The following is a 17,808-nucleotide window of genomic DNA, read 5'->3' as shown; positions in this document are numbered from 1 at the left end:
CGCCGCGCCGCCGCCCCGCCGCCCCGCTCGCGGCCCGCTGAAGAGCTGGCCCTTCGCTTGACTAACCCCGCGTGGCCAGCCTCTGCACCTGCCCCTCGTGCACGTCGTTGACCCATTCCCAGCCGGGCCGCACCGCCGGCCCGATTCGCGGATCGTCGCTCGGCTCGCGGCCCTCCCGCAAGGCCAGCACGTACGCCCTGTCCCGCTCGATCCGGCCGCGGAGCTCCTCGGCCCCGCCGACCGACCCGTGCCCCGCGACCACGACCCGCGCCTCGCCGGCCACACCCTCCAGCAGCCGCAGCGCCGCCAGATAGTCCTCGATCGGGTCGGCCGCCGGAGCCCAGTTGAGCATCGGCACCAGGATGTCGGACAGCATGTCGCCCGCGATCAGCACCCCGCTCTCCTCGATCAGCAACGCCGCGTGGCCCGGCGCATGGGCGTCGTGCTCGAGGATGCGGACCACCGGGCCGTCCCACGGGATCTCGCCCGCCCCCGCCGGCAGCCCGGTGACCAGGCCGAGCAGGTCGAGCGAGACCTGGTCGGCCAGGCCGGTCGGCTCCAGATGCTCGGTGATCTCGGCCTTCGCCTCCGGCGCGGACAGCTGCTCCCGGACGTCGGCCGCGCAGCGGGCCGTGCCGTAGCGCGGCGGATCGCCGAGCCGGGCGTGCCAGAGGATGTGATCCCAGTGCGAATGCGTCGAGAAGCCCGCGACCACGGTCTGCCCCGCCAGGTCGTCCGCGAGGCAGGCCAGCTCGGCGTCGCGCACGCCGGGGTCGACGAGCAGCACCCCGGTCGGGCCCTGCACCACCACCGCATGGCTCTGAAGGAACTCGCTCTCGTGAACGAGCACTCCGTCGGCAACCTGTTCGAGCACGATCTCGCCTCCTCAGTCGACCAGCCGGGGCACGACTCGGCGCACGGCGACGGGATCGCCCGGGCCGCCGCCTGCCTTGGACTGGTATTCGGGGACGCCGACGCACGTGAACAGCAGCGTCACCAAGCTGCCGGGCTCGTGCAGCAGCGCCGGCACCTCGGAATCCAGGAACGTCATGCCGGAGGCGCTGGCCCCGACCGCATACGCCGCCAGGTGCAGGCGGCCCTCCACCACGCCGGCGGCCAGCTGCGCGGTGCGATACGAGCGGTCGTCCAGGTCGTCGCCGGGGACGGCCGCGATCACCACATACGCCGCATCGGCCGAGAGTGACTGGCCGAGCGAGACGCGTTCCAGCTCGGAGCGCAGGTCGCCGGTCACGATCGGGTGCTCGAGGTCGGGCCAGCGATAGATGCCGGGCTCGACCCCGTCGACGCCGTGCACCGCCACCCAGTGCGGGATCTCGATGCCCCGCAGCGCGGCGGCCATCGGCCAGGTCAGCGATTCGAGGGGCACCGTCTTTGTGCGGTCCATCCGGCGCTGCGAGCCGCGGCGGCGGATCACGGCGTCGAGGGTCTCGCTCTTCGGGCTGGGCTCGACGGCGGCGCCGATCGGCCACGGGCTGCCCAGGCCGTCGCCGTCGCCCGCGCGCTGGGCCTGGGTGACCAGCGGGAACTCCACCGGCGGCAGGTCACCGCCCGGGGTGGCCGGGCCGGTCGGGGTCACGGCGGGCTCGCCGTCGCCAAGGGTGAGCAGCGCGAGCGGGAACTCGTGCACGCCGTCGGCGCCGACCAGCGACGTGACCCCGGCGTCGGGGAAGACCGTGCGCAGGCGGGGGCCGAACGCGGCCGCGGCCGCCTCGAGCTGCGCGAGCAGGGTGCCCGCATCCCAGTAGAGGTGGCGGAAGCCGCGCTCGGCGTAGCGCCAGCCGGTGCGCCACGGGACGCCGGTGACGACCAGGGTCGTGGTGTCGCCCGCGGCGGGCGGGCCGATCCGCACGAGGGCGTGCGCCACCGGGTCGTACCAGTGGACGCCGTCGTCGACGCCCTCGACGCCGCGGGTCACCGGGTAGACCTCCAGGGGGAATCTTGCCCCGGCCGAGCCGGCCGCGCGGAACAGCATCGGGCGCCCGTCGCGGACCATCGTGCGCACCACGCCGGCGCCGAGGAACAGCACCCGGCCGAGCTGCGCGGCGTCGAGCGGCCGCGCGGGCCCGGCCCGGCCCGAGAGCACGTCGGCGGCCGGCCCGCCCGGATCGGGCAGGTCACGCGGCAGGGGAGTGACGGGCAGATCGCCGGGATAGGCCTTGACCTGCGGCGGGGAGGTCTCGGGATCGTTGGGCGTCAGGTCGTGACGCACGCGGGGGTCGTCGATCGGGACGTCCCACTCGCGAGCCCCCGAGTAGGACGTGAGGCGGTGCAGCAGTCCGGCGCCGGTATCAATGTCCACAGCGATACTCTGCCATCCGGGCCCGACAAAACTAGCTGAGGACGGTCATGGCCAGCATCTTCACAAAGATCATCAACGGCGACCTGCCCGGGCGGATCGTCTGGTCCGACGACCGGGTGGCCGCGTTCCTGACGATCGCGCCGCTCACCGCCGGGCACACGCTGGTCGTGCCGCGCGAGGAGATCGACGACTGGACCCAGCTGCCCGCCGACCTGCTCGGCCACGTGATGGCGGTCAGCCACACGATCGGGGCCGCGCTCAAGCGGGCGTACGGGTCCCCGCGGGTCGGCCTGGTGGTGGCCGGCTTCGAGGTCCCGCACGCCCACGTGCACGTCTTCCCCGCGTACGAGATGGCCGACTTCGACTTCGCCCGCGTCGACAACGACGTGCCCGCCGCACGCCTCGACGACGATCTCAAGCGGATCCAAGCCGCGCTCTAGCTGTCGCAGGCCACGCCGTCGCCGTCGCGGTCCAGGTCGTAGATGTCATCGCCGATCACATTGACCGGGCCTTTCACGTACGCGGGCCCGTTGCCGCTGCCACCCGCGCAGTCGACGTCGCTGGCGATCGGCACGCACCCGCTGTAATTCGGGTCGCACTCGCTTGCCGCCTTGGCCCCGACGGCGATCACCTGGGTGACCGGCTTGCGCTTGACGACGGTCTTGACCATGCGCCGCTCGGTCGGCTTCCCGTTGGTGTAGGTGATCTGCCAGGTGATCGTCTTCACGCCCGGCACACCCTTGGTCCGTACGCGGGTCTTGCCCTCGGCCAGCGAATCGTCGGAGACCTTGCGCGTCCCGAACGGGATCGGCCCCTCCACGGTCCTGGTCTTGGTGACCACAGCCGGGGCCGCAGTGGTTGGCGCCGGGGCCTGAGTCGTCGGGGCGTCCGCCGCCTCCGTCACCGTGGCCGCGGCCGTCTCCTCGGCAGTGGCGGGCGCGGTGGCGGCGGTCGTGGGCGCCGCCGCCGTGGTCTCGACCGCCTGCACGTCGGCGGCGAGCCGGTCGGTCTTCGGAGCGTCGTCGCCGCCGCTCGCGAACACGCCGGCCACCGTCACACCCCCAAGACAGGGCAAAATCAGCGCGACCGTGATCAGGGCAACGCGCTGCAAGACGGTGAGCCGCCGCCAGAACCCGGCCCGCTGCGGTGTGGGATACGTCACCGAGCCAGTCTGGCCGCCCGCCGCCATCCGCGCGTCGGCACTTCGGCCGACCCCCGTCACCGAAAGAGCTGAACCCCCGACACCTCTTTACCGACCCCATTCCGAACGACCGATCCACGAGGGAGGGCCGACCTGCTCAACGGCATTTTGGCGCCGCGCCCGGTTGACCAAGCACGCCCCCAACATCGCTGGCCGGGTGTGAAGGTCGTTGACCCGGGCTGATTCTCGCTGTCCCCGCCGGCTGCTTGTCACCGTCGTGTCACTGGCGGCTGGCTAAGGTGCCTTGTGGGCATCAGTCGACTGTGGAAGATCAAGCGGCCCGGCGGGATTTATCGGTTCGACTTCCGGACTGTGGCTGAGGAGGCCGAGGGGGCGTGGTTGTGGGCGCCGGTCGGGACGCCGTGGGCGGCGCCGCACGATGAGGGGGCGTCGGCCGTGCCGGTTGTCGTGTGGCTGGCCGAGGGGCGGCCGTGGGCGGCGTGGTGGGTCGGTGAGCCCGGGGATCGGCGGCTGGAGATCGACGTGTGCCTGCCGCCCGAGGTCGTCGAGGACGGGTGGCGCTATGTCGACCTTGAGCTCGATCCGGTGCTGCACGTGGATGAAGGGCGGGTCGAGATCGAGGACTGGGACGAGTACGAGGAGTCCTTGCTGCGCGGCTGGATGACCGCGGGCGACGCCGGCTTGGCCCGCGCCACGGCGGAGAAGTGCGCCGCGACGCTGCGCGAAAGGCGGGAGCCGTGGCTGGAGCGCGGCTGGCAGCTGCTCGACCGGTTGGGGGAGGCGTGAACGCCGATGCCACGCTGGCCCGGATCGGGCAGGCTGTCGAGCTGCACCACGGCCGCGGGCAGCGGGAGGCCGCGTACGGGATGTTCGCCGAGATCTGGGACGAGATCGGCGGTGAGCAGGGCGACCCCTTACATGTGTGCGTGCTGGCCCATTCGATGAGCGACGTGCAGGACGAGCCCGCGCAGGAGCTGGAGTGGGAGCTGCGCGCGCTGCGGGCGATCGGGCGGCTGACCGACGATCGGGTGGCCGAGGCCGGCGTCCCGCTGTCGGTGGCCGCGCTCTATCCGTCGCTGCATCTCAACCTGGCCGGCTGTTATCGCAAGCTCGGCGACCTCGTCCGGGCCCGCGACCACCTGGAGCAGGCGCGGGCGGGCATCGGCGCCCTCGGCGACGACGACTACGGCCGGCTGATCAGGGACGGTCTCGACCGCCTGACCGAGCAGCTCACATGACGCCCGTCCTGCTTGTCGTGACCGGGCCGCCCGGGGCGGGCAAGTCCACCCTCGCGCGGCGGCTGGCGCTCGACCTCGGGCGGCCGGCGCTGCATCGCGACGAGATCCACGCCGGCATGGACCCGCCCGACATGCTCCGCACGTACGACGTGTTCTTCGCCGCGATCCGCCTCTATCTGACCAACGACGTGTCTCACGTGGCGGAGGCGGCCTTCCAGCATCCGGCCTGGGCGCGGGGCCTGGAGCCGCTGCTGCGCCACGGTGACGTGCGGATTCTGCGCTGCCGGGCTTCGACGGCCGCGCTCGATCGCCGCATCGCGCAGCGGGGGCGGCCGCCGCGAGACCACACCTTCGACCCCGTACGCCTCGACGTGCCCACTCTCGACGTCGAGACCACGGACGGCTACGCCCCGGGGCTCGACGTGCTGCGCGGGTTCGCCAGCCCGGCCACCAGCAGCTGAACCAGGCGCCGGGCGTCGTAGCGCGGATTGCTGCCCGCGCACAGCCCGCCGACGCCGTACATCAGCTCGGCCGCGTCCTGCCCGGCCCGGATCTGCCCGGCGGCGGCCGCGGCCTCGAGCAGGCTCGCGCAGACGGGTTCGAGCCGTTCCAGGAAGTACGAGTGCAGCGGGTCGTAGCAGGGGTCGTCGGACTGCAGCACCCGGGCCAGGCCGAGCTTGGTGACCACGAAGTTGACGAGCAGATCGATCCACTGCCGCAGGGCCTCGTACGGGGTCGGGCTGTTTTCGAGCAGCGAAGGGCCGGCCGTGGCGAGCGCCTCGACCTGATGGCGGTAGACGGCCACGATCAGGTCGGCCCGGGTCGGGAAGTGCCGGTAGATCGTGGCCGTGCCGACCCCCGCCTCGGCCGCGATGTCGCGGATCGGCGCCTCCACCCCGGAACGTACGAAGATCGTCGCGGCCGCGCCGAGCAGCGCCTCCTGATTGCGCCGGGCGTCGGCCCGCTTGGGCCGAGTGTCGGTCACCACATCACCTCACGACAGCTAAACGGGACACTGTCCCGTATCGTCAACCGGGACACCGTCCCGTTTGAGGAGGATATCCGATGACGACCTACGTGCTCGTGCACGGCGCCTGGCACAACGGCCGGGCCTGGGAGCGGCTGGTTCCGCTGCTCACCGCGGCCGGCCACCGCGTCCTGGCCCCGACCCTGCCCGGCCACGGCGACCGGTTCGAGCCGGAGGCGGGCCTGGAGGCGTACGTGGCCGACGTCGTGCGGCTGCTGACCGAGGAGGAGCTGACCGACGTCGTGCTGGTCGGCCACAGCTACGCCGGCCTGGTCATCAGCTCGGTGGCCAACGACGCGCCGGAGCGGATCGGGCACCTGGTCTTCCTCGACGCGATGGTCCCGGTGCACGGCGAGACCGCCCTCGACGTCATGCCGATCACCCGTACGCTGGTCGACGCGGCCGCCCGGTCGGACGCGCCGGATCGGGTCCCGCCGCTGCCCGAGCTGCCCGCGCCGTACGGCCTGTTCGGCGTCACCGACCCCGGCGACATCGCCTGGCTGCGCTCGACGCTGGTCGACGAGCCGATCCGCGCCTACGCCGAGCCCGTACGCCTGGACAACCCGGCCGCGGCGGCCATCGCGCGCACGCACATCCACTGCGTCGGCTCCGAGCCCGAGGGCATCACCCGCCGCCCGGTCGACGACCGCAGGGCCCAGGTCTTCCAGCTGCGCAGCGGCCACGACTGCATGATCACCGTCCCCGGCGAGCTGGCCACCCTGCTCCTCAAGCTGGCCTGACCGGGTTGCAACCGATACCCGGGTACGGGTTTACCGTCGGGACATGACTATCGACGCACCGGCCCCGCTGCGCACCGGTGAGGTGGCCGCCCGGGCCGGCGTCAACATCCAGACGCTGCGCTACTACGAGCGCCGGGGTCTGCTGGCCGAGCCGGTCCGCTCGAACGGCGGCCACCGCCTCTACCCGCCCGGCACGGTCGCCCTGCTCACCGTCATCAAGGCCGCCCAGGGCCTCGGGTTCACCCTCGACGAGGTGGCCGGCCTGCTGGCCACCGGCCGCCGCCCGCACCCCGGCCCCGACCTGCTCGCCCGGGCCACCGGCAAGATCGCCGAGATCGATCGGAAGATCGCCGACCTGACCGCCATCAGGGCCACGCTCGTTCAGGTCGTCGACGCCCGATGCGACAGCCTGACCGACTGCACCTGCCCCGACTGCCCCCTGCCGACGGTCACCGTCACGGCGCGTCCGAGTGCCTGACGGCGTACCGGTGCATCGTGACGCCCTCCTCGAACGACTGCTGCTCGATCAGGTCGAGCTCGACCGGCGACTCGAGGTCGTCGAACAGCGGCCGCCCGCCGCCGAGCACGACCGGATGAGTGAAAAGCAGCAACTCGTCGAGCAACCCGGCCCGCAGCAGCAGGGTGGCCGTCGTGGCCCCGCCCACCCCGATGTCGCCGTCGGTCTCGGCCCGCAGCCGGGTCAGCGCCCCGATCACGTCGTCGCCGGCCACCCGCGTGTTGTGCTCGGCCGTGGTGCGCGTGCGCGACACCAGAACCTTCGGCGCCGAGGTCCAGATCTCCCCGTACTCCCGCAGGTAGCCGGGCAGCGACTCGTCGGTGCGCGCGGCCGGCCAGAACGACTCCATCGTCTCGTAGATCGTCCGGCCCTGAACCATGGCCGTGAACGCCCGCGCCCTCGTGTTGAACTCCTGATGCAGGGCCTCGCCGATCCGCATCCACTCGCCGCCGCCCTGCTCGCCCGGCGCGTGCTCGATCTTGAGATCCAGCGAGACGTTCATCCAGTACACGAACCGACCCGGCATAAGCCCTCCCACTGCGTCGCTCGATTAGATCACGCAACCAAACCCGGCCCTCGCTCGTCTTGGTGCTCATGAAACGAGGAAAGGCCCGCGGTGACGATGATTTCATCGCGTTCGCCCAGGCGAGTTCCGCGCGCCTGCAACGTGCGGCGTACCTGCTCACCGGCGACCAGCATCAGGCCGAGGAGGCGGCGCAGGCCACCCTCGTCCGGGTGTACGCCGCGTGGGGCCGGATCAGCCGCAAGGACCCGTACGCGTACGCCCGCACGGTGCTCGCCAACCTGATCACCGACCAGTGGCGCCGCCCGATGCGGGAGTACGCGACCGAGGCCATGCCGGAGCGGCCGGCCGCCCAGGACGTCGCCGACGTGGTGTCGAAGCGGCGCTGGCTGATCGGCGTCCTGCAGTCGTTGTCACCGCGCGAACGGGCGGTGGTCGTGCTGCGGCACTTCTTCGACGCGAGCGAGGCCGAGGTGGCCCGCGAGCTCGACCTGTCACCGGGCACGGTGAAAAGCCTCAACTCGCGGGCGCTGGCGAAACTGCGCGTCACGACCGGGCTCGTGCCGCCACTACGAACCGAGACGGAAGCAGGGGCAGGACTATGACGCAGCTGGAAGACCTGAAGGACGCCATGCACTCACCGCCCGACTTCCACCTCGCGCCCGTGGACTTGCAGCAGGTGATGGCGGCCGGGGGCCGGATGCGCCGGCGCCGCAGGCTCGCCGTCGGCGGGGCGTCGGCGCTGACGGTGGCGGCCCTGCTGATCGGCGTGAGCCAACTGGGCGGCCCGGCCGGCTCGACCCCGGTGGCCGGCCCCTCGGCCCCGCTGCCGTCGGCCGGCAGTTCCTCCGCGCCCGGCCTGCTCGGCACTGTCGTCGAGACCGGTCGGCAGGCCGAGGGCCGCCGCTGGATCCTCTACGTCGAGACCGTCGACCCGGACGACCTGGACAGGACGTTCACCCTGATCCTCGGGCGCACCACGACCGGCACCTTCGACGACTTCACCATCGACATCGCGAGCAGCGACCCCGGAGCCGGCCGGATGGATCCCGGTTTCCACGCGATTCAGGCCGGCCGGAAAATCGACGGCCGCACCACCCCGACCTTCGGCTATTACGTCGGCGACGCTGCCAGGATCACCGCCCGCGACGGCACGACCGGTGAGATCGTCGAGGCGAAACGGGCCCCCTGGACCGGCTTCGGCCCCTCCGACAAGGCGCAGATCTTCTGGTTCGACTTCACCCAGGGGCAGCCCCCGGCCACCTTGACCGACCTCACCGCGTACGACGGCAACGGCACCGAACTGCACACCGCCGGCTGACATCTGGGTTGTGTACGGTCCGGAAGCATGTTGCACGTCAGAGATTCCGGGGGTGACGGACCCACCGTCGTCTTCGTGCACGGCAATCCGACGTCGTCGTACCTGTGGCGCAACGTCATCCCGCCGCTGGCCGGCCGGTTCCGCTGCGTGGCGGTCGACCTGATCGGCATGGGGCGGTCACCGAAACCGCCGATCGCGTACGACTGGGCCGACCACCGCCGCCACCTGACCCCGGTGCTCGACGGCCTCGACGGGCCGCTGTGGCTGGTCGGGCACGACTGGGGTGCGGGCCTGACGATCGAATACGCCCGCACCCACCCCGGCCGCGTCCGTGGCGTCGCCGTCACCGAGGGCCATCTGCGCCCGCTGGCGTCGTGGGACGACTTCGACGAGGGCGGCCGCGACCTGTTCCGCCGGCTCCGCGATCCCGTCGAGGGCCGCCGCATGATCGAGGAGGACGACTTCTTCCTGTCCACGGTGCTGCCCGGCGGCACGTTGCGCGAGCTGACCCCCGAAGAGCGGCACGCGTACGCCGATCCCTACCCGACGGCGCAGTCAAGGCACCCGATCTGGAGGTGGGTCACCCAGATTCCGATCGGCGGCGAGCCACCCGAGACCGACCGTGTGCTCGCCGCCAACTGGGACTGGCTGACCACCACCGACGTGCCGCTGTTGCTTCTCACCGCCACCCCGGGCGCGATCCTGAGCCCGCCCCGGGTCGAGGAAGTGCGCCGGGCCGCACCCCGCCTGCGTATCCGCGACGTGGGGGAGGGCCTGCACTTCCTGCCCGAGGACCGCCCCGCCGAGATCGCGGCCGAGCTGGCGGCGTGGATGGCCTGACGGTCAGGAGGCGACCGCCAGGGAGAGGGCGAACCGGCCCGCCGGGTCGGTCCACCACTGGTCGAGGGTGAAGCCGGCCTCGGCCAGTTCCTTCTCGACGCCCTCGCGGCGGAACTTGGCCGAGATCTCGGTGCGGATCTCCTCGCCCGAGGCGAACTCGACGACCAGGTCGACGGCGGGGATCGTGACGCGCATGGGCCAGCGGGCCCGCAGCCGCATCTCGATCCACTCCTCGTCGGCGTTCCAGAGGGCGACGTGGGCGAACCCGTCGACGTCGAAGTCGGCGTCGAGGTGGTGATTGAGCACGCGCAGCACGTTCTTGTTGAACTCGGCGGTCACCCCGGCCGCGTCGTCGTAGGCGGGGACCAGCACGCGCGGGCTCTTCACCAGGTCGGTGCCGAGCAGCAGATGCTCGCCGGGGCGCAGCACGGCCCGCAGGTCGGTGAAGAAGCGGGTGCGGGCGGCGGGCTCGAAGTTGCCGATCGTGCCGCCGAGGAACGCCACCAGCCGGCCGGGAGTGCCGGGCAGGTCGTCGAGATGGCGGGTGAAGTCGCCGACGATCGGGTGCACCGGCAGGCCGGGGAAGTCGGCCGCGATCTGGTCGGCCGCCGCGGCCAGGGCCGAGGGGGAGACGTCGAACGGGACGAACGAGGTGAGCGGCAGCGCCTCGAGCAGCAGCCGGGTCTTGGTCGAATAGCCCGAGCCCAGCTCGATCAGCGTGGGCGCGCCGGTCAGCCGGGCCACCTCGGGTGCGCGCTCGGTGAGGATCGCGCGCTCGGTGCGGGTCGGGTAATACTCCGGGAGCTCGGTGATCTGCTCGAACAGCTCGCTGCCGCGGGCGTCGTAGAACCACTTGGGCGGCAGCCATTTGCGCTCGGCGGTCAGGCCGGCCACCACATCGGCGCGCAGTGCGTTCTCCTGGACGTCGGCGTCGAGAAGGACCTTCACACTTCCCCCAACGGGATCTGGTGCAGTTCGGCAGCCGTGGCGACCACGAGGGTGCGGTCGCCGACGGGCTGCCAGGACGGGTCGTCGTCGAGCGGCTCGGAGCTGACGATCACCGAGCCGGCCCGCTTGCGGACGGACAGGGAATGGCCGTACGTGCTGGCCACCACGGTCTCGCCGTCGGTGAGCAGCAGGTTGAGCCGGGAGCCGGGGGCGGCCGCGGCCACCTCGGCGATCGTGCCGGCCACGGCCTCGCGCGGGCCGGCCCCGTGGCGCAGCCGGTCGCGGACGAGGGCCCACAGCAGCGCCGCGTCGGTTGGCGCGTCGAGCGTGAGCAGGTCGACCGGCGGGAGCGCGCCGGCCGGCTTGGCGACCGAGCCGGGCCAGCCGGTGACCTTGCCGTTGTGGCTGAACAGCCAGGGGCCCTCGGCGAAGGGGGCCGCCGCCTGCTCGGTGACCGGCATGCCGACGGTGGCGCTGCGCACGGCGGCCAGGATCGCCCCCGAAGCGGTGACGGCGGCGAGACCGGGCAACGTGGTGTCGCTCCAGAGCGGGGTGGCCCGGCGATAACGCACCGGACCACCCGCGGCGAACCAGCCGACCCCGAACCCGTCCGCGTTGATCGTGCCGCCGCCGCGCATGTCGGCCGGGGCCCACGACTGGTGGGCCAGCGAATGCGCGGGCTCGAACAGCAGGCTCGCCAACGTGATCGGCGGGCCCAGATAGGCCAGGTGACGGCACATCAGGCGGCTCGGGCCAGCCGGAAGCCGCTGAAGATCTGCCGCCGGATCGGATAGTCCCAGTTGCGGAACGTGCCCCGGGCGGCGTTGTGGTCGGTGCCGAACGAGCCGCCGCGCAGCACCTTGTAGTCGGGGCCGAAGAAGACCTCGGAGTATTCGCGATAGGGGAACGCGGCGAAGCCCGGATAGCCGTGGAAGTCGGTGGACGTCCACTCCCAGACGTCGCCGATCAGCTGCTGCACGCCGAGCGGGGACGCACCCGCGGGATAGGCGCCGGCCGGGGCGGGCCGCAGCTGCCGCTGGCCCAGGTTCGCATGACGCGGCTCGGGTGTCTCGTCACCCCACGGGAACCGGCGCGAGCGTCCGGTCGCCGGATCCCAGCGGGCCGCCTTCTCCCACTCGGCCTCGGTCGGCAGCCTCTTGCCGGCCCATTTCGCGTACGCCTCCGCCTCCCAGAAGCACACATGGACAACCGGTTCCTCCCGTACGACCGGGGCCGTGCGCCCGAACGTCGTGGCCGACCAGCCGTCACCGTCGCGCTGCCAGTGCGCCGGCCCGGTCAGCCCGGCGGCCTGCCGGTGCGCCCACCCGGCCGGGCTCCACCACTGTGGGTCGTCATAGCCGCCCGCGTCGATGAAGGCGGCGTACTCCCCGTTGGTGACGGCGGCCCGGTCGATGTAGAAGGCCGGCACCTGCACCTGATGGGCCGGCCGTTCGTTGTCGAGCGCCCACGCCTCGGTGTCGGTGCCCATGGTGAAGGGCCCGCCGGGAACGAGGACTTCGCCGCCGACCGGCCGGGCGACAACCGGCGCCTCTTCACAAGGCAGGACCGGTGGACCGGCCCGCAGCTGGTGGGTGGCCAGCATCGTCTCGGCATGCTGCTGCTCGTGCTGAATGATCATGCCGAAGGCGAACCCGTCGGTCACCAGCCGGCGGCCGTCGTCGATGCGGGCCCGGTCGAGCACGTCGAGGGCCTTGTCGCGCACCTCGGCCACATAGCGGCGGGCCTCGGCCGGGGTGAGCAGCGGCAGCGCCACCCGGTCGCGCCGGGCGTGCTTGAACGCGTCGTACAGCTCGTCGATGTCGGGGCGCAGCGGGTCACGGCCGCCGACGTCGCGCACCAGCCACAGCTCCTCCTGGCTGCCGACGTGGGCCAGATCCCACACCAGCGGCGACATCAGCGGCGAGTGCTGACGGACGAGGTCGGCGTCGTCGACGGCCTCGGTGAGCAGGGCGGTGCGGTCACGGGTGCGCAGGAGTTCGGCGGCGACGCGGTCGCGCAGCCGGTCGGTCTCGATGGTCATCGCAGCTTCCGTTCGATCGAGTCGAGCACCTCGGGCCGGTGCGGGCCGGGCTCGAGGCGACGGGCGGCCAGGTCGAGCACGGCGGTGGCGGCGCGGCGCAGGGCCGCGTCGTCGAGCCCGTAGCGATAGGCCGCCTCCCAGTGACCGGCGACCGGGAGGGCCAGGTCGAGCGCGGCGTCGGTGGTGGCCGGGTCGGCCAGCAGGGTGGCGAGCACGGCGACCGGCGCGAACCAGTCGTCGGCGGGCTGCGCGTCGAGGTAGCGCACCTCGAGGTAGCCGTGCGGGCGGACGGGCGGGAACAGGGTGGTGAGGTGATAGTCGACGTCGTCGGCGGTGAGCGGCTGGGGCAGCGCGCCCCGGGCCCAGTCGCCGAGCGTGGTGCCGGGCGGCGCCGCCCAGCAGCCGCCGTCGCGCCGCACGCAGGTGAGCGGGGCGGCCAGCGCGTATCGCACCCAGTCGGCGGCCGGGTCGGGCGAGACGCCGACGGGGTGGGTGAGCCGCGGGTCCATGGCCCACCAGGCGGCCATGCGGGCCGAGGCGAAGCCGGTGTCGCGGCCGGCGTGGCGCCGCGAATTGGCGAACGCGGCCAGCAGCGGCGGCCCCAGGGCCGAGACCGCGGCCCAGCGGACCGCCAGCTCGGCCTCCGTGCCCGCGTCGAGGCAGGCCTGCAGGCCGGCGGTGCTGCACATCATGACCCGGCCGTCGGGGCCGCGGGCGTCGAAGGACTGCTCCATCGCCGTGTAGCGCGGGGTGTGCACCAGGCGCCGGGGCTCGCGATGCGCGTCGATGCCCTGGCGGCCCAGCGTGAGGCCGGCCGAACCGAGGAGGGCGGTGAGGTGGGCCGTGTCGGCGCTGACCGCCGCGTGCAGGGCGGCGAGCGTCGCGGCCGGGGCGGAGGAGATCTCCACCTGTCCGCCGGGCTCGACCGTGATCGTGCCGCCGGCGGGGAGGGGTCGCGGGGGACTGAGGTCACCTGGTGGCTTGATGGTCACCGGTGTGTGCGGGCCGAGCGCCTGCCGCAGTTTTTCGGCCGTGAGCGGCGCCGACGGCGCCGCGGTGTGATGCAGGGTCCATTCCAGCTCCGCCCCGACGAGCGCGGGTGGGCCGGTCTTGAAGCAGATGGCACGGATGCGCGCCTCCACCTCGCTCTGGGTGCGAAGGACGGCCGCGGTGGCTTCACCGTCCGTCAGCAACCGTACGCTTTTGGTCATGCCCTCGAACCTAGAACCGGGGTACGACAATTTCCCGGACAGCGCCCGACGCGTCCTCTGTGTACGGCCGGCTTGCAGGGACAACGCCGCGCAGTGATCTGGGTCACTCGATCGGGAGCCGCGGCGTTAAGGGGCACTTAAGCCGAGCTCGGCTTACCGAGGCCGCATTGACCTGCGTTAACGCGAATTTCTCGGTTACTGATTCGAGAATCCTGAACTCTTCCTGGATACAACCCGTACTGGAGGGCGGCACGCCACGGCGGAGTGGCGTGACGGCGGACGAGTTAGGGAGTCGCGATGGCGGGGACCGGAATCGACACCTCGATCCTGCACAAGGGGGCCCACAGCGCCTCCTACTTCGACCTCTCGCGCAGCGCGGGCGAGGGTGTGGAGATCGTGGACTTCTGCATCCCGTGCAACCCCTACTTCCCGACCCCCGACATGTTCGAGGAGCTCAGCCGCGACCTCAAGAACATCCTGAAGTACTACCCGAGTGACTCCAGCAGCATCACCAAGAAGCTCTGCAGCGTGCTCGGCCTGCACCCGCAGACGGTGGCCATGGCCAACGGCTCGACCGAGCTGATCACGTGGATCGACCACCTGCTGATCAAGGAGAGCGTCGCGATCCCGATCCCGACGTTCGGCCGCTGGACCGACCAGCCGCTCGAGACGGGCAAGCGGGTCGACATGTTCCCGCTGCAGGAGCGCGACGGGTTCCGGCTCAACCTCGACGACTACGTGCGCTTCATCCGCGACCGAGGTTCGCGCGTGGCCGTGGTCTGCAACGTCAACAACCCCGACGGCTGCTACCTGCCGCGCCGCGACGTCATCCGCTTCATGGACATGCTGGGCGACCTCGACCTGGTCGTCATCGACGAGTCGTTCATCGATTTCAGCGACATGGAGCAATACCCGTCGGTCGGCCCCGACGCGGTCATCCGGCCCAACACGGTGGTGCTCAAGAGCCTGGGCAAGAACTTCGGCCTGCACGGCATCCGGTTCGGCTACCTGATGGCCAACCCGTCGATCGCCGGCAAGATCGGCAAGGCGCTGCCCAAGTGGAACCTCAACTCGCTGGCCGAGAAGGTCGTCTTCATGATCCAGGATCACGAGGAGGAGTACGAGGACAGCCTGCGCCTGCTCAGCCGTGACCGCCGGGCCATGGCCGGCGAGCTGGGCCGCATCCCGGGGCTGACCGTCTTCCCCTCGCAGGGCAACTTCATCCTGGTCAAGCTGCCCACCGAGTGGTCCGGCGTGGCGCTGCGCGACTACCTGGTGGCCAACCACGGCGTCTACACCCGCGAGTGCGGCAACAAGCTCGGCATGACCAGCCAGTTCATGCGCCTGGTGGTGCGCCCGGCGCGCGACGTCGACCGGCTGATCGACGGCATGATGGATTACGGCCGCCAGTTCCGCGTCCGGTCGTACGAGGAGGAGCAGCCGATCGAGCGCGGCCGCAGCTGGAGCGGCGGGCTCGACGAGGCGCCCGACAACCTCATCCAGTATCCGTCGCGCCGCTCCCCGGAATACACGGCCCGCCGCGCCGCCAATGCGTAGGCTGCGCCGCCGCCTCCGGACCCGCTGCATCGTCAGGTCCCCGCGACGACGCCGAAGATGACCGCCCGCGTCGCCCGCTGTACACGTTGGTGCTCGATCGTGTGCGCATGCCGCACACCCTCGACGCGGTGGCCGCCAGCCCCTGGATCCTCGCGGTCGTCTTCGTCGTCGCCGGGCTGGACGCCCTGCTGCCGTTCATGCCCAGCGAGTCGACCGTGCTGGCCTGCGGGGTCGCCGCCGCCAACACCGGCCGGCCGCACCTGGGCCTGCTCATCGTGGTCGCCGCGGCCGGGGCGTGGCTGGGTGACGTCCTGTCGTACCGGCTCGGCCGCCGCAGCACCGCCGCCGTCACCGCCCGGCTGAGCCACCGCCGGGCCGTGGCCGTGCACGCCTGGGTGCACCGCCTGCTGCACAGCCGCGGCGGCCTGGTCATCGTGTTCGCCCGCTACGTGCCCGGCGGCCGCTCGACCACCGCGCTGGCCGCGGGCCTGGTCGGCTATCCGGCGCGCCGGTTCGGCTGGTACACCGCCGGCGGCGTGCTGCTCTGGTCGGTGCAGGGCGCCCTGCTGGGCTACATCGGCGGGGCGTTCTTCGAGTCCCGTCCGCTGCTCGGCCTGCTCGTGGCGTGGAGCGGCGCCTTCGTGATCACCGGCCTGGCCGTGGGCATCCGGCGCCTGGCCGACCGCGAAGTGCGGGCAGGCGTTCGATAGGCGGTCATCATCACGTCACTCGCTTGCCATGAGCCGCCGGAAGGGTGAAGCGTCGGCAGGACGTCCACTCAGGAGGCAATGATGCCCACTCGCCGCCACATCCTCGCCGGGGCCGCCGTGGCCGCCGGCGCCGCCGCGCTTCCGGCCGGCGCCGCACATGCGAGCAGTTCAGCGGGACTGTTTGCGCTCGGCGTGGCCAGCGGCGACCCGCTGCCCGGAGCCGTCATCCTGTGGACCCGGCTGATCCGTGAGGGGCTGCGCCGCCCGGTCGAGGTGGAGTGGCAGGTCGCCCGGGACGAGCGCTTCCGCCGCGTGGTGCGTCAGGGCCGCACGACCGCCCGCGCCGAGCTGGCCCACTCCGTGCACGTGGACGCGCGCGGGCTCGACGACGGCCACGAGTACTTCTACCGTTTCCGCGCCCTCGGGCAGATCAGCCCCACCGGCCGTACGAGGACCGCCGTTTCGCCTCATCACAGCGCCAACCGGCTGCGCTTCGGCATCGTGAACTGCCAGGACTTCCAGAACGGCTACTGGCCCGCCTACTGGGGGCTGGCCGCCGAGGACCTCGACGTGGTCGTGCACCTGGGCGACTACATCTACGAGTACGACCCGAGCAGCCGCTTCGCCGACCGCAACCACACCACCCCGGCCACCCCCGGGCTCGACCAGCTCGTCACGCTCGACGACTACCGGGCCCGCCACGCGCAGTACAAGACCGACCCGGCGCTGCAGGCCGCGCACGCCGCCTTCCCGTGGATCGTCACCTGGGACGACCACGAGACCGAGAACAACTACGCCGACCTGATCGACGAGGTCGACGACACCGGCGCCAAGCTGCAGACGCCGGCCCAGTTCGCCCGGCAGCGGGCCGCCGCCTATCAGGCCTACTACGAGCACATGCCGATCCGCGCCGACCTGCGCCCGGGCCGCGCCGACCTGCGCATCTTCCGCCGCTTCGACTTCGGCCGGCTGCTGCGGCTCAACGTGCTCGACACCCGGCAGTACCGCACCGATCAGCCCGGCGGCTTCCCCGGCGACTTCGGCCTGGCCGAGGCCGGGCTGGCCAACGCGACGGGCACGCTCACCGGCGAGGCCCAGGAGAGCTGGCTCAAGCGGGGCCTCGACCATTCGCCGGCCCGCTGGAACGTCGTGGCCCAGCAGGTGATGATGAGCCGGATCAAGTTCCCCAACCCGACCGGCGCCCCGGTCCCGCCGATCGTGGCCAACCTCGACCAGTGGGACGGCTACGCCCCGCAGCGCACCCGCTTCCTCAACTACCTGGCCGACCGGCGCGTCAAGAACCCGGTGATCCTGGCCGGGGACATCCACTCGACCTGGTTCTCCGAGCTGCGCACCGACTTCGACAAGCCCGAGCTCGCGCCGGTCGCCGTCGAGTTCACCGCCACCTCGGTCAGCTCGGACTTCCCGATCGCCTTCGACGCCCCGCTCAAGCAGGTCAACCCGGTGCTCAACCCGCACGTGCGTTACTTCGACGGGTCCAAGCGGGGCTATCTGCGCTGCTCGGTCACCAAGTCGGCCTGGCACACCGACGTCCGTACGGTCGCCACCATCGACGTGCGCGAGACGCCGGTCACCACGAGCGCGTCGTGGGCCGTCGAGTCGGGGACCAGCGTGCTGACCCGATAAGCTCGG

Annotated in this window: 21 protein-coding genes; 12 read left to right on the top strand and 9 right to left on the bottom strand. The window is 72.0% G+C overall.

Going from position 1 to position 17,808, the window contains the following annotated elements; translation table 11 throughout:
- Positions 1-61: 61 nt before the first annotated feature.
- Entirely contained in the window at positions 62-874 is an 813-nt protein-coding gene (locus JKJ07_RS36330) for an MBL fold metallo-hydrolase (RefSeq protein ID WP_202996504.1), read from the bottom strand.
- 12 nt (positions 875-886) lie between these two features.
- Positions 887-2,320, bottom strand: a complete 1,434-nt coding sequence (locus tag JKJ07_RS36325; protein ID WP_307834586.1) for a nitroreductase family protein — start codon at positions 2,318-2,320, stop codon at positions 887-889.
- Positions 2,321-2,367: 47 nt separating this feature from the next.
- Between JKJ07_RS36325 and JKJ07_RS36320 the strand changes: the two genes are divergently transcribed.
- The gene (locus JKJ07_RS36320; RefSeq protein WP_202996503.1) at positions 2,368-2,760 is read left to right on the top strand and encodes an HIT family protein; all 393 of its coding nucleotides are present in this window, start codon (positions 2,368-2,370) and stop codon (positions 2,758-2,760) included.
- Here the strand turns inward: JKJ07_RS36320 and JKJ07_RS36315 are convergent.
- On the bottom strand, positions 2,757-3,482 hold the full coding sequence (locus JKJ07_RS36315) for a G5 domain-containing protein (protein ID WP_307834585.1): 726 nt from the start codon (positions 3,480-3,482) through the stop codon (positions 2,757-2,759). The two genes, JKJ07_RS36320 and JKJ07_RS36315, sit on opposite strands and share 4 nt — an antisense overlap.
- Positions 3,483-3,767: 285 nt before the next feature.
- Here JKJ07_RS36315 and JKJ07_RS36310 point away from each other — a divergent pair, with 285 nt between their 5' ends.
- From JKJ07_RS36310 to JKJ07_RS36300, 3 genes are read left to right on the top strand one after another with little or no spacing between them, the layout of a single operon-like run.
- Positions 3,768-4,268 carry a ribonuclease FAU-1 family protein gene (locus JKJ07_RS36310; RefSeq protein WP_202996502.1) on the top strand — a complete coding sequence of 167 codons (501 nt, stop codon included), beginning with the start codon at positions 3,768-3,770 and terminating at the stop codon, positions 4,266-4,268.
- On the top strand, positions 4,265-4,720 hold the full coding sequence (locus JKJ07_RS36305) for a hypothetical protein (protein WP_202996501.1): 456 nt from the start codon (positions 4,265-4,267) through the stop codon (positions 4,718-4,720). Before JKJ07_RS36310 ends, JKJ07_RS36305 begins: the two co-directional genes overlap by 4 nt.
- On the top strand, positions 4,717-5,181 hold the full coding sequence (locus tag JKJ07_RS36300) for an AAA family ATPase (RefSeq protein ID WP_202996500.1): 465 nt from the start codon (positions 4,717-4,719) through the stop codon (positions 5,179-5,181). The genes JKJ07_RS36305 and JKJ07_RS36300 overlap by 4 nt, the downstream gene beginning before the upstream one ends.
- Here JKJ07_RS36300 and JKJ07_RS36295 read toward each other — a convergent pair.
- Positions 5,124-5,705 carry a TetR/AcrR family transcriptional regulator gene (locus JKJ07_RS36295; RefSeq protein ID WP_307834584.1) on the bottom strand — a complete coding sequence of 194 codons (582 nt, stop codon included), beginning with the start codon at positions 5,703-5,705 and terminating at the stop codon, positions 5,124-5,126. The genes JKJ07_RS36300 and JKJ07_RS36295 overlap by 58 nt on opposite strands.
- Before the next feature lie 80 nt (positions 5,706-5,785).
- On the opposite strand from JKJ07_RS36295, the gene JKJ07_RS36290 reads away from it, so the two are divergent.
- Positions 5,786-6,487, top strand: coding sequence for an alpha/beta fold hydrolase (locus tag JKJ07_RS36290; RefSeq protein ID WP_202996498.1), 702 nt, complete (start codon positions 5,786-5,788; stop codon positions 6,485-6,487).
- 43 nt (positions 6,488-6,530) lie between these two features.
- Positions 6,531-6,965, top strand: a complete 435-nt coding sequence (locus JKJ07_RS36285; protein ID WP_202996497.1) for a MerR family transcriptional regulator — start codon at positions 6,531-6,533, stop codon at positions 6,963-6,965.
- Here JKJ07_RS36285 and JKJ07_RS36280 read toward each other — a convergent pair.
- Entirely contained in the window at positions 6,943-7,530 is a 588-nt protein-coding gene (locus JKJ07_RS36280) for a dihydrofolate reductase family protein (RefSeq protein ID WP_202996496.1), read from the bottom strand. The genes JKJ07_RS36285 and JKJ07_RS36280 overlap by 23 nt on opposite strands.
- A gap of 68 nt (positions 7,531-7,598) precedes the next feature.
- Here JKJ07_RS36280 and JKJ07_RS36275 point away from each other — a divergent pair, with 68 nt between their 5' ends.
- Genes JKJ07_RS36275 through JKJ07_RS36265 form a run of 3 tightly spaced genes read left to right on the top strand, consistent with a single transcriptional unit; the run spans position 7,599 to position 9,688 of the window.
- Complete coding sequence (locus JKJ07_RS36275) at positions 7,599-8,132, top strand: SigE family RNA polymerase sigma factor (protein ID WP_202996495.1); 534 nt, start codon at positions 7,599-7,601, stop codon at positions 8,130-8,132.
- Positions 8,129-8,848 (top strand): hypothetical protein, encoded by a 720-nt coding sequence (locus tag JKJ07_RS36270; RefSeq protein ID WP_202996494.1) that lies wholly within the window; start codon positions 8,129-8,131, stop codon positions 8,846-8,848. The genes JKJ07_RS36275 and JKJ07_RS36270 overlap by 4 nt, the downstream gene beginning before the upstream one ends.
- Positions 8,849-8,875: 27 nt before the next feature.
- Positions 8,876-9,688: a haloalkane dehalogenase gene (locus JKJ07_RS36265; RefSeq protein ID WP_202996493.1), complete on the top strand. Its 813-nt coding sequence runs from the start codon at positions 8,876-8,878 to the stop codon at positions 9,686-9,688.
- A 3-nt stretch (positions 9,689-9,691) separates the two neighbouring features.
- Here JKJ07_RS36265 and egtD read toward each other — a convergent pair whose 3' ends face one another.
- The 4 genes from egtD to egtA are packed head-to-tail and all read right to left on the bottom strand — an operon-like array spanning position 9,692 to position 13,888.
- Positions 9,692-10,636, bottom strand: a complete 945-nt coding sequence (egtD, locus tag JKJ07_RS36260; RefSeq protein WP_202996492.1) for an L-histidine N(alpha)-methyltransferase — start codon at positions 10,634-10,636, stop codon at positions 9,692-9,694.
- A complete protein-coding gene (gene egtC / locus JKJ07_RS36255; protein WP_202996491.1) occupies positions 10,633-11,376 on the bottom strand; it encodes an ergothioneine biosynthesis protein EgtC in 744 nt (247 codons plus the stop codon). Before egtC ends, egtD begins: the two co-directional genes overlap by 4 nt.
- The gene (egtB, locus tag JKJ07_RS36250; protein ID WP_202996490.1) at positions 11,376-12,677 is read right to left on the bottom strand and encodes an ergothioneine biosynthesis protein EgtB; all 1,302 of its coding nucleotides are present in this window, start codon (positions 12,675-12,677) and stop codon (positions 11,376-11,378) included. Before egtB ends, egtC begins: the two co-directional genes overlap by 1 nt.
- Positions 12,674-13,888: an ergothioneine biosynthesis glutamate--cysteine ligase EgtA gene (gene egtA, locus JKJ07_RS36245; protein ID WP_202996489.1), complete on the bottom strand. Its 1,215-nt coding sequence runs from the start codon at positions 13,886-13,888 to the stop codon at positions 12,674-12,676. The genes egtB and egtA overlap by 4 nt, the downstream gene beginning before the upstream one ends.
- 297 nt (positions 13,889-14,185) lie before the next feature.
- Between egtA and JKJ07_RS36240 the strand changes: the two genes are divergently transcribed.
- The 3 genes from JKJ07_RS36240 to JKJ07_RS36230 all read left to right on the top strand — a co-directional run bounded on the left by JKJ07_RS36240 (position 14,186) and on the right by JKJ07_RS36230 (position 17,802).
- Positions 14,186-15,445, top strand: coding sequence for a pyridoxal phosphate-dependent aminotransferase (locus JKJ07_RS36240; RefSeq protein ID WP_202996488.1), 1,260 nt, complete (start codon positions 14,186-14,188; stop codon positions 15,443-15,445).
- Positions 15,446-15,552: 107 nt separating this feature from the next.
- Positions 15,553-16,155, top strand: coding sequence for a DedA family protein (locus JKJ07_RS36235; protein WP_202996487.1), 603 nt, complete (start codon positions 15,553-15,555; stop codon positions 16,153-16,155).
- An 81-nt stretch (positions 16,156-16,236) separates the two neighbouring features.
- Positions 16,237-17,802, top strand: coding sequence for an alkaline phosphatase D family protein (locus JKJ07_RS36230; RefSeq protein WP_236030497.1), 1,566 nt, complete (start codon positions 16,237-16,239; stop codon positions 17,800-17,802).
- Positions 17,803-17,808: the final 6 nt, after the last annotated feature.

Origin of the sequence: Paractinoplanes lichenicola (assembly GCF_016785085.1) — a bacterium.
In the GTDB taxonomy this organism is placed as follows: Bacteria; Actinomycetota; Actinomycetes; order Mycobacteriales; family Micromonosporaceae; genus Actinoplanes; species Actinoplanes lichenicola.
The sequence above is the reverse complement of the archived record's forward strand: the minus strand, read 5'-3'. Positions and strand labels throughout refer to the sequence as shown.

Excerpts from the sequence above, each read along its gene's own strand:
- JKJ07_RS36320 (WP_202996503.1), top strand. The coding sequence starts at position 2,368 with ATGGCCAGCATCTTCACAAAGATCATCAACGGCGACCTGCCCGGGCGG.
- JKJ07_RS36300 (WP_202996500.1), top strand. The coding sequence starts at position 4,717 with ATGACGCCCGTCCTGCTTGTCGTGACCGGGCCGCCCGGGGCGGGCAAG.
- JKJ07_RS36290 (WP_202996498.1), top strand. The coding sequence starts at position 5,786 with ATGACGACCTACGTGCTCGTGCACGGCGCCTGGCACAACGGCCGGGCC.
- JKJ07_RS36285 (WP_202996497.1), top strand. The coding sequence starts at position 6,531 with ATGACTATCGACGCACCGGCCCCGCTGCGCACCGGTGAGGTGGCCGCC.
- JKJ07_RS36280 (WP_202996496.1), bottom strand. The coding sequence starts at position 7,530 with ATGCCGGGTCGGTTCGTGTACTGGATGAACGTCTCGCTGGATCTCAAG.
- JKJ07_RS36275 (WP_202996495.1), top strand. The coding sequence starts at position 7,599 with ATGAAACGAGGAAAGGCCCGCGGTGACGATGATTTCATCGCGTTCGCC.
- JKJ07_RS36270 (WP_202996494.1), top strand. The coding sequence starts at position 8,129 with ATGACGCAGCTGGAAGACCTGAAGGACGCCATGCACTCACCGCCCGAC.
- JKJ07_RS36265 (WP_202996493.1), top strand. The coding sequence starts at position 8,876 with ATGTTGCACGTCAGAGATTCCGGGGGTGACGGACCCACCGTCGTCTTC.
- egtC (WP_202996491.1), bottom strand. The coding sequence starts at position 11,376 with ATGTGCCGTCACCTGGCCTATCTGGGCCCGCCGATCACGTTGGCGAGC.
- egtB (WP_202996490.1), bottom strand. The coding sequence starts at position 12,677 with ATGACCATCGAGACCGACCGGCTGCGCGACCGCGTCGCCGCCGAACTC.
- egtA (WP_202996489.1), bottom strand. The coding sequence starts at position 13,888 with ATGACCAAAAGCGTACGGTTGCTGACGGACGGTGAAGCCACCGCGGCC.
- JKJ07_RS36240 (WP_202996488.1), top strand. The coding sequence starts at position 14,186 with ATGGCGGGGACCGGAATCGACACCTCGATCCTGCACAAGGGGGCCCAC.
- JKJ07_RS36235 (WP_202996487.1), top strand. The coding sequence starts at position 15,553 with ATGCCGCACACCCTCGACGCGGTGGCCGCCAGCCCCTGGATCCTCGCG.
- JKJ07_RS36230 (WP_236030497.1), top strand. The coding sequence starts at position 16,237 with ATGCCCACTCGCCGCCACATCCTCGCCGGGGCCGCCGTGGCCGCCGGC.